This is a genomic window from Microbacterium sp. zg.Y909 (assembly GCF_024626565.1).
Map to the genome: position 1 here is coordinate 1 of NZ_JANJFJ010000141.1, position 10,594 is coordinate 10,594.

Consider the following 10,594-nt stretch of genomic DNA (forward strand, 5'->3'; position numbering starts at 1 on the left):
AGCGATCCGGCATTGACGCCGATGCGCAGCGAGACGCCGGCATCCTTCGCCGCCTTGGCGATCTCGCCGACCTTGTCGTCGAACTGCCGGATGTTGCCGGGGTTCACCCGCACCGCCGCGCACCCGGCGTCGATCGCCTGGAAGACGTACTTCGGCTGGAAGTGGATGTCGGCGATGACCGGGATCTGGCTCTTCTTCGCGATGATGTGCAGCACATCGGCGTCATCCTGGCTGGGCACCGCGACGCGGACGATCTCGCATCCGGACGCCGTCAGCTCGGCGATCTGCTGAAGGGTGGCGTTGATGTCTGTGGTCTTGGTGGTCGTCATCGACTGCACGCTCACGGGCGCGTCCCCACCGACGAGGACCTTCCCGACGCGGATCTGACGGCTCTTGCGGCGCGGAGCGAGAAGCTCCGGCACACGCGGCATCCCGAGGTTGACTGCTGGCACGCTTCCACCCTACGCCGGGCGACCTGGAGAGGGGCCGAACGGCACTCGCGGGCGGCCGTGTGGTAGTTTCGGGCCCATGTCCGCGAACCTCACCTGGTGGCTCACCGCATAGGCGGTGGGTTCGTGTGACGACAGACCGCCCGCGGGGCGGTCTTTTCATTTGCCATGACCGCGTCCCTCACCGCCACGCTGGCCGCCCTGCCCGCGTTCGCCCTCATCGCCCGCGACGCCGACACCGTGGAGATCCTCTCCGGCGAGGTCGTCGACGTCGAGCTGCTCGCCGACATCCCGCTGACGGACGCCTCAGGCGCGCCCCGCGAAGTGCTCGCGATGGTGCCGTTCCGTCAGGTGCGCGAGCGCGGCTTCGCCTGTCACGACGACGGGGCTCCGCTGCGCTGCCTGATCGTCGACCGGCACACCTCGGTGCCGCGGGCACAGGCGCTGTCCGAGCTGCCCACCGCCCCCGTCGCCCTGGCCGACGCCGGGTTCGACATCGCCGACGACACCTACGCCGACATCGTTCGCCGTGTCATCGCCGACGAGATCGGCCGCGGTGAAGGCGCGAACTTCGTCATCCGCCGCGACTTCACCGCCGAGGTGGATGTCGACCCCCGCACGGCCGCGCTCACGTGGTTCCGGGCGCTACTCGAGCACGAGCGCGGCGCGTACTGGACGTTCGCCGTCGTCACCCCCGGCCATGTCGCCGTCGGTGCGACCCCCGAGGGGCACGTGAGCGCGCAGAGCGGCGTGGTGACCATGAACCCCATCTCCGGCACGTTCCGCCACCCCGCCGGCGGCGCCACCGCCGAGACGCTCAGCGCTTTCCTCGCCTCGACCAAGGAGACCGAAGAACTCTTCATGGTCGTCGACGAGGAGCTGAAGATGATGAGCGCGGTGTGCTCCGACGGCGGGCGCATCACGGGTCCCCGCCTGAAGGAGATGTCGCGTCTGACGCACACCGAGTACGTGCTGCGCGGACGCAGTCGGCTCGACCCCCGCGACATCCTGCGCGAGACGATGTTCGCTCCCACGGTCACCGGATCGCCCATGCAGAACGCGTGCACCGTCATCGCGCGGCACGAGACCGCACCGCGCGGGTACTACTCAGGCGTGGCCGCGCTGTTCACCCCGCGCGACGCGACGGACTCCGCGACGGAGGATGACGACGCCATCACGCACGACCTCGACGCCCCCATCCTCATCCGCACCGCCTACCTCGAAGACGGGCGGCTGCGGGTGCCGGTGGGCGCGACGCTCGTGCGCCATTCCGACCCCGACGGCGAAGTGGGAGAGACCCACGGCAAGGCGGCCGGCGTGCTCGGCGCGATCGGTGCCATCCCCCGCGACGCCGCGGCCGAGGCCGCGGCCGCAGCCGCCGCTTCGGTCGGCAAGCCGGACACCGACGCCCCGGCATCCGCCCCCCGATCCCTCGCGGACGACCCGCACATCGCCGAGCTGCTCGCTTCGCGCAACGCCCGGCTGGCCGAATTCTGGCTGAACCCGCAGGGCGATGACGCCGAACCCGGCCCGTTCGCCGGCCGCACCGCGGTGGTCGTCGACGCCGAGGACCGCTTCACCACGATGCTCGCCCACCAGCTGCGCCACCTGGGTCTCGACGTCTCGATCGTGCCGTGGTCCGACGCGTCGGAGGCCGCATTGGATGCCGCCGACCTCGTCGTGGCCGGCCCCGGTCCCGGCGACCCCCGAGACCCGGACAGCCCCCGCCTGCGGCGGATGCGCGAGGTCGTGCGCGGACGCCTGCGTGACCGCCGGCCGCTGCTGGCGGTGTGCCTCAGCCACCAGATCCTCGCCGACACCCTGGGCATCGACCTGGCACCCCTCGACGCGCCGCACCAGGGGCTGCAGAAGACGGTGGACGTGTTCGGTGAGCCGGCGTCGATCGGCTTCTACAACACCTTCACCGCCCGCGTCGCTCCCGGCACGGCGGCGGTCGGGGCGGCCGAGGTGGCTGCCGATGCGGCATCCGGCGACGTCTACGCGCTGCGCGGACCCGGGTTCGCCTCGGTGCAGGGCCACCTGGAGTCGATCCTCTCGCGCGACGGCATGCGCACGCTCGAGCGTCTCGTCGCGACCGCACTGGCCTGACGACGCCGCCCGACTCCCGACTCGGGTCAGCCGAAGAAGGAGATCGGGTTGAACACGTCGGCGAGGATCAGGATGCCGCCCATCCCGATCATCAGCACGACCACCGCGAACGTCGCGGGCACGAGGCGCGCGGCGTCGACGGGCCGCGGCGGCGGCCGGCGGAAGACCTTCGCGACGAGCCGCTTCAGTCCGTCCCACATGGCCACCGCGACGTGCCCGCCGTCCAGCGGCAGCAGCGGGATGAGGTTGAACACGAACAGGGCGAGGTTCAGCGACGCCAGTAGCCCCAGCAGGCCCGATACGCGGTTGAGCACCGGCGCGTCGATCGCGGCGACCTCGCCGGCGAGGCGTCCGGCACCGACCACCGAAAGCGGCCCGTCGGGGTCGCGCTCGGCGCCGGTGAACAACGTCACCGCGGTGTCGTAGATCCGCACCGGCAGCTGCACGATGACCCCGGCGACGCGCTGAACGCTGTCGACTGTCATCTCGGCGCCGGCCCAGATCGGCTGGGGCACGTACTCCGAGCGTGCGGTCATGCCCACCATGCCGACCTCGGCGGTGGTCACCTGCCCGTCGGCGTCGACGATCTCCCGCTCGGTGAGCGCCGGCGTCACCTGCAGCGTGCGGGTCGCACCATCACGTTCGACCACCACCGGGAGGGTCTCGCCGGGCGAGTCCTGGATGATCTGCGACGCCTCGGCGAAGGTCTCCACCGGCACGCCGTCGACGGAGACGAGCACGTCGCCGGGGCGGATGCCGGCGGCCGCCGCGGGCGCGGCCGGATCGTCCGCGGTGCACTCGGACTGCGCGGACGCACCCGATACGAGGCACTCGCTGACGCCGGCGATCGTCGTCGTGGCCGTCTGCACGCCGATGCCGCTGAGCATGATCGTGAACAGCACGAGGGCCAGCAGCAGGTTCATCAGCGGACCGCCGAGCATGATGATGATGCGCTTGTAGACGGGAAGCCGGTAGAACAGCCGGTCCTCGGCGACGTCGGTCATCGTCTCGGCGTTGGCCGCGCGGGCGTCCTGCACCATGGTGGCGAAGAGCCCGCCACCGGCACGGCCACCGCGCTCCGCCGCGGCAGGGGACGGCGGGTACATGCCCGACATCGAGATGTATCCGCCCGCCGGGATCGCCTTGAACCCGTACTCGGTCTCGCCGCGCCGGCGCGACCACAGGGTGGGGCCGAAGCCGATCATGTATTGGCCGACGTGCACGCCGAACTTCTTCGCGGGCAGCAGATGCCCGAGCTCGTGGAGCGCGATCGAGAGGGCCAGTCCCACGACGAGGACGAGCACTCCGATGACGAAGGCGATGACGGTCACAGCGGGCCACGTTATCGCGGCCGGCTTTGAATTCGCCGTGGCGCGCCTGCACCGCACGCTGGTCCCTGACCGCCGGCGTCATCGCCGGCACCGCCCTGTCCCTGGCCGCTCCCCTGCACGCCCGTCGGCGCCCTGCACGTCCTCGATACGACAGCGACAGCCGCCCACCACGAGGCCTCTTGTCCGACCGCGACCCGCGGCGTAACGTCCCCCCCCAGATGCGCACCGAACTGCACCGCAGCTCGTGTTTCGCATTCGCGGCCCGCACACCGCGGGCGCCGGACATCGAGGATGGGAGCGGCTGATGAGCACAGCGAACACCGGGGACGAGGAACTCACCCCCCGATTTGCACGACCCGGCGAGGCATCCGTCTCCGCCAGGCACGTCATCCCGCAGCAGGAGTCGCTGCCCGACACCGCCAAGCAGATCGTCGACGACGAGACGATGCTCGACGGCAACTCCCGGCTGAACCTGGCGACCTTCGTGGGCACCTGGATGGACGACGACGCCAAGCAGGTGTACGAGGCGTCCTTCGACAAGAACATGATCGACAAGGACGAATACCCCCAGACCGCCGCCATCGAGGACAACTGCTGGCACATGCTGGCGAATCTGTGGAACGCGCCGGACGCTTCGCGGAGCATCGGCACCTCCACCATCGGCTCGTCCGAGGCCTGCATGCTCGGCGGACTCGCCTTCAAACGGCGCTGGCAGCAGTCGCGTCGTGCCGCGGGCAAGGACACCTCCAAGCCGAATCTCGTGATGTCGTCCGCGGTGCAGGTGTGCTGGGAGAAGTTCTGCAACTACTTCGACGTCGAGCCACGCTTCGTCCCCATCAGCCTCGAGCACAAGACGCTCGACGGGTACGACCTGGAGAAGTACGTCGATGAGAACACGATCGGGGTCGTCGCGATCATGGGCGTCACCTACACCGGCATGTACGAGCCGGTGGCGAAGATCGCCCAGGCCTTGGACGAGATCCAGTCCAAGACCGGTCTCGACATCCCCATCCACGTCGACGGCGCCTCCGGCGCCATGATCGCCCCGTTCCTGCAGCCCGATCTGGTGTGGGACTTCCGCCTCGAGCGGGTGCACTCCATCAGCACGTCCGGCCACAAGTACGGCCTGGTCTATCCCGGTCTGGGATGGGTCGTCTGGCGCGACACGCAGTGGCTGCCCGAGGACCTCGTCTTCAAGGTGAGCTACCTGGGCGGGGAGATGCCGACATTCGCGCTGAACTTCTCACGACCCGGCGCACAGGTGCTGCTGCAGTACTACATGTTCCTCAGGCTCGGATTCGAGGGATACCGCGCCGTGCAGCAGGCCTCGCAGGACGTCGCGAAGTACCTGTCGGCCGGCATCGCGAAGATCGACGCGTTCGAACTCTGGAACGACGGCAGTGACATCCCGGTGTTCGCGTGGTACCTCAAGGAGGGGCACACCAAGAACTGGAACCTCTACCACCTGCAGGACCGTCTGCGCATGAAGGGCTGGCTCGTTCCGGCGTATCCCATGCCGGATGATCTCGCCGATCTCACCGTGCAGCGCATCGTGGTGCGCAACGGCCTGAGCATGGATCTCGCCGCCGAGCTGCTCGGCGACATCGAGACCGAGACCGCGTATCTCGACGCCCTCGAGTCGGCCATGCCGGTCGAGGGCCAGCACCCCGCGTTCCACCACTAAGGGGCCAGTCATGTCGACCAACGCATCGAACCAGGCGACGGATGCCGCGAAGGCGGCATCCAACCATCCGCTCACCTCCCACAAGGCCGTCACCGCCTTCCTCGGAGTCGGCCAGCTCGCGATGCTGACCCTCGTGGTGGTCGCGAGTCTGCGCTCGCTGCCCGCCATGGCGGTGTACGGCCTCGGCAGCATCACGCTCTACATCATCCCGGCCATCTTCTTCCTCATCCCCACGGCGCTGGTCGCCGCAGAACTGGCGACGGGATGGAAAGGCGGCGTCTACGTCTGGGTGCGGGAGGCTATGGGGAACCGGTGGGGCTTCACCGCGGTCTGGCTGCAGTGGATCCAGAACGTGGTGTGGTATCCGACGCAGATCGCGTTCATCGCGGCCGCTCTGGCATTCGTGTTCCTCGATCCCTCACTGTCGAACTCCGGGCTGTACACCGCGATCATCATCCTGGCGCTCTACTGGGGGTCCACGCTGATCACCCTGCGCGGCGGCAACCTGTTCGCCAAGCTCGGATCGTGGGGCGGCATCCTCGGCACCCTGCTGCCGGCGGTGCTGCTCATCGTGTTCGGGTTCATCTGGCTGGGCACCGGCGAGAAGAGCGAGACCTCGCTGGATCCCTCGGCCGTCATCCCGCCGTTCACCGGCATCGCCTCGATCGTGCTCATCGTGTCGAACGTGCTCGCCTACGCGGGCATGGAGGTCAACGCGGTCCACGTGAACCAGATGAAGGACCCGGGGCGCGGGTATCCGCGGTCGGTGCTGCTGGCGTCGATCCTCATCCTGCTCGTGTTCATCCTGCCGACGCTTGCGATCTCGATCGCCGTGCCGGAAAAAGACCTCGGGCTCACGAACGGCATCATGCTCGCGTTCCAGGCCTACTTCGACAGATGGGATCTGGGGTGGGCGACGGCAGTGGTGTCGGCGCTCATCGCCGCCGGCGCCCTGGCCTCGGTGATCACCTGGATCGCCGGTCCGTCGAAGGGCCTGCTCGCCGCGGCCGAGACCGGGCTGCTGCCGCCCGCCCTGCAGAAGCGGAACAAGGCGGGCGTGCAGTCCGGCATCCTCATGCTGCAGGGCACCATCGTGACGGTCCTGGCGGCGATCTTCGTGATCGTGCCGAACGTGAGTGCGGCGTTCGTCGCGCTCATCGACATGGCGGCTGCGCTGTACCTGATCATGTACATGCTGATGTTCGCGGCGGCGATCATCCTGCGCCGCAAGGAACCGAACGTGAAGCGCGCCTACCGGGTACCGGCGATGAACCTCGTCGCCGGGGTCGGCTTCCTCGCCTGCCTCACGGCGTTCGTGCTGGCTTTCGTCCCGCCTGACGGGTTCACCGCGTTCCCGGTCGCGGCGTATCCGTGGATCGTGGGCCTCGTCATCGTCGTGCTCGGCGGACCTCCCTTGCTCTTCTACGCGCTGCGCAAGCCCGCATGGGACCGGCGGAGCCCGGCGGAGAAGGCCCTGCACGGCACGCATGACGAGGATGAGGCTGCGGCTGCGGGCGCGACCGCGTCTCCGGCCGCCGGCTCCGCGCCCCCGCCCTCGACAGGCGCGGCGCCCCGGTCGGACGGAGCCCCGCCTCCATCCACCTGAGCTCGGCAGTGATCTGCGGTCGTGGCGCATCGGTGCTGCGACCGCAGATCTGCGTGCAGGGTGGAGGTGTCGGCCATGCCGGATGAGAGGATGGGAACGCCATGCCCACCGATGCCCCCACCAATCTCCCGCCCGTCCTGCGCCCCGAGCACCCGCCGGTGCGCGCGCTCGACGAACTCGCCCGCCGCTTCGGCATCGACGTCCGCGGCGACGTCGCCGGAGTAAGCCTGTCGGGCATCACACTCGCCACCGCCGACCTCCGACCCGGCGAGGCGTTCGTGGCCATCCGCGGCGCGGCCCGCCACGGTGCGGAGTTCGCCCGCGCAGCTGCCGAGAAGGGCGCCGTCGCGATCGTCACCGACGCGGCCGGGGCCGATATCGCCGCCGACGCCGGGCTGCCGATCGTCGTCGTCGACGACCCGCGTGCGATGCTCGGCGACCTGTCGGCCTGGGTGTACGGCACCGGCTCCGGCGACGACCTGCCCCTGCTGTTCGCCACGACCGGCACCAACGGCAAGACGAGCGTGTCGCACCTGCTGGAGGGGATCCTCGAGCAGGTGGGCGCCGTGACCGGCCTGTCGTCGACGGCGGAACGTCACATCGCCGGTCAGGTGATCGTGTCGCGGCTGACGACCCCCGAGGCATCCGAGTTCCACGCGCTCCTCGCCCTCATGCGCGAGCGCGGCGTCGAGGCCGTCGCCGTCGAGGTGTCGGCGCAGGCGCTGTCGCGTCACCGCGTGGACGGCATCATGTTCGACGTCGCGGCGTTCACGAACCTCAGCCACGACCACCTCGATGACTACGCCGACATGCGCGAGTACTTCGAGGCGAAGCTGCCGCTCTTCCGCGCCGACCGCGCGCGCCGGGCGGTCGTCTCCCTCGATTCGGCGGCCGGCGCCGAGGTCGTCGCACGATGCGAGGTGCCCTGCACCACCGTCGGCACCCCCGACATCGCCGCCGACCCCGCGGTCGCGGCGGGCGCGGACTGGATCGTCGAGATCGTCGACGAGCGCCAGGAGGGCACCGAGTTCCGCCTCACCGGCCCCGGGGGTCGCTCGCTGCAGACCACGGTCCCCGTCATCGGTCGACACATGGCCGCCAACGCAGCCCTCGCGATCGTGATGATGCTCGAGGGGGGCTACGCGTGGGACACCATCGCCGCCGCGCTCGAGCGCGATGGCGGCATCCGCGCCCATCTCCCCGGCCGCACCCAGCGGGTCTCCGGGGAACGCGGACCCGCCGTCTACGTCGACTTCGGTCACTCCCCCGACGCGTTCGAGAAGACGCTCGCCGCCGTGCGGCGCGTCACCCCCGGCAAGGTGCTCATGCTCTTCGGCGCCGACGGCGACCGGGATGCCACCAAGCGCCATGACATGGGACGCACCGCCGTGCTCGGCAGCGACATCCTCGTCATCACCGACCACCACCCGCGCTTCGAGGACCCCGACTCGATCCGGGCGACCCTCATCGAGGGCGCGCGCCTGGCTCGGCCCGACGCCGAGATCCACGAGTACTCGCCGCCCGAGCGCGCCATCGTCGAGGCCGTGAAGCTCGTCGGCGAGGGGGATGCCATTCTGTGGGCCGGCCCCGGCCACCAGGACTACCGCGACATCCGCGGACAGCGCACACCCTACTCGGCGCGCGAACTCGCCCGCCGCGCCCTCCGCGACGCGGGGTGGCCGGTGCCCGAGCCCAGCTGGCCCGTCCCGTATTCCGACTGACCCCGTTCGCGAGCCCTCCGCGCCCCTCGGCGCGAGCTGCAACGGCCGCGCATCGTCACTCTTTGTGGTCACGCCACATCTGACGGACGTTCGGCGCGGGGTTTCTTGTGCGTCGCGTGCATGCTCGGTTCCGTGTGGTCAGACCACGGAGTAGTCTGGGGATACGCCTCCAGGGTCCCGACGAGACCCGTATGGCGATCATTCGCAGAGGATTGAGGAAACGATGACCACGGTCACTCCCCCCACGCAGCTTTCCGGCGCAGACGCCATGCCCGAGGCCTGGGAAGGATTCACTCCCGGCCCCTGGCAGGACGGCATCGACGTCCGCGGGTTCATCCAGGCGAACTACACCCCCTACACCGGTGACGCCGCGTTCCTCACGGGCGCGACCGAGCGCACCGAGCGGGTGTGGCAGACCCTCATGGGGATGTTCCCCGAAGAGCGCGAGCGCGGCGTCTACGACGTCGACAACCACACGCCCGCCAGCATCACCGCCCACGCCCCCGGCTACATCGCCGAGGATGACGAGCTGATCGTCGGCCTGCAGACCGACGCGCCCCTCAAGCGCGCGATCATGCCGTACGGCGGATGGCGCATGGTCAAGGGTGCACTGGAGACCTACGGCTACGAGATCGACCCCGTGCTGGAGAAGATCTTCACCAGCTACCGCAAGACGCACAACGACGGCGTGTTCGACGTCTACCCGCCGGCCGTCCGCCGCGCACGCAGCAGCCACATCATCACCGGGCTGCCCGACGCCTACGGCCGCGGCCGCATCATCGGCGACTATCGCCGCGTGGCGCTGTACGGCACCGACGCGCTCATCGCAGGCAAGAAGACCGAGCGCGCAGAGCTCGACATGCACTTCTCCTCCGAGGAGATCATCCGCCAGCGTGAAGAGAACGCCGAGCAGATCCGCGCCCTGCAGGAGCTCGCCGAGATGGCCGCCTCCTACGGCTACGACATCACCCGCCCGGCCGCCACGGCGCGCGAGGCGCTCCAGTGGCTGTACTTCGCGTACCTCGGCGCGGTGAAGGAGCAGAACGGCGCCGCGATGAGCTTCGGGCGCAACACCGCCTTCCTCGACATCTACATCGAGCGGGACCTCGCCCGCGGCATCCTCACCGAGCAGGACGTGCAGGAGCTCGTCGACGACCTCGTCATCAAGCTGCGCATCGTGCGGTTCCTGCGCACCCCCGAGTACGACGCGCTGTTCTCCGGCGACCCCACGTGGGTGACCGAGTCCATCGGCGGCATCGGCGAGGACGGTCGCACGCTCGTCACCAAGACCGCGTTCCGCTTCCTGCAGACCCTCTACAACCTGGGCCCCGCCCCCGAGCCGAACCTGACGGTGCTGTGGAGCGACGACCTCCCCGAGGGCTTCAAGGAGTTCTGCGCGAAGGTCTCCATCGACACCTCGTCGATCCAGTACGAGTCCGACGCCCACATCCGCGCCCTCTGCGGCGACGACGCGGCCATCGCCTGCTGCGTGTCGCCCATGGCCGTCGGCAAGCAGATGCAGTTCTTCGGCGCTCGGGTCAACCTCGCCAAGACGCTGCTGTACGCGATCAACGGCGGACGCGACGAGGTCAGCGGCAAGCAGATCACGCCCCTGCTGCCTGCGGTGACCGGTGACGTGCTGGAGTACGACGACGTGCGCGAGAAGTTCCGCACGACGATGGAGTGGCTCGCCG

7 protein-coding genes are annotated in these 10,594 nt (G+C 69.5%); 5 read left to right on the forward strand and 2 right to left on the reverse strand.

Translation table 11 applies throughout. The features are described from left to right. Positions 1-452 (reverse strand): flavodoxin-dependent (E)-4-hydroxy-3-methylbut-2-enyl-diphosphate synthase (locus NQ160_RS11625; RefSeq protein WP_257515398.1); only part of this gene is annotated, 452 nt, incomplete at its 3' end. Between the two features lie 165 nt (positions 453-617). On the opposite strand from NQ160_RS11625, the gene NQ160_RS11630 reads away from it, so the two are divergent. Further along, entirely contained in the window at positions 618-2,558 is a 1,941-nt protein-coding gene (locus NQ160_RS11630) for an anthranilate synthase family protein (RefSeq protein WP_257515399.1), read from the forward strand. 26 nt (positions 2,559-2,584) lie between these two features. On the opposite strand, the gene NQ160_RS11635 is transcribed toward NQ160_RS11630, so the two are convergent. After that, a complete protein-coding gene (locus tag NQ160_RS11635; protein ID WP_257515400.1) occupies positions 2,585-3,889 on the reverse strand; it encodes a M50 family metallopeptidase in 1,305 nt (434 codons plus the stop codon). 304 nt (positions 3,890-4,193) lie between these two features. Here NQ160_RS11635 and NQ160_RS11640 point away from each other — a divergent pair, with 304 nt between their 5' ends. From NQ160_RS11640 to NQ160_RS11655, 4 genes are all read left to right on the forward strand, one after another. Continuing rightward, positions 4,194-5,573: a glutamate decarboxylase gene (locus NQ160_RS11640; RefSeq protein ID WP_257515401.1), complete on the forward strand. Its 1,380-nt coding sequence runs from the start codon at positions 4,194-4,196 to the stop codon at positions 5,571-5,573. A 10-nt stretch (positions 5,574-5,583) separates the two neighbouring features. Continuing rightward, positions 5,584-7,179, forward strand: a complete 1,596-nt coding sequence (locus tag NQ160_RS11645; protein ID WP_257515402.1) for an amino acid permease — start codon at positions 5,584-5,586, stop codon at positions 7,177-7,179. A gap of 101 nt (positions 7,180-7,280) precedes the next feature. Then, positions 7,281-8,900, forward strand: a complete 1,620-nt coding sequence (locus tag NQ160_RS11650) for a Mur ligase family protein (protein ID WP_257515403.1) — start codon at positions 7,281-7,283, stop codon at positions 8,898-8,900. Between the two features lie 223 nt (positions 8,901-9,123). Next, positions 9,124-10,594, forward strand: a 1,471-nt coding sequence (locus tag NQ160_RS11655) for a pyruvate formate lyase family protein (RefSeq protein ID WP_306853209.1), incomplete at its 3' end; no start/stop codon positions are given.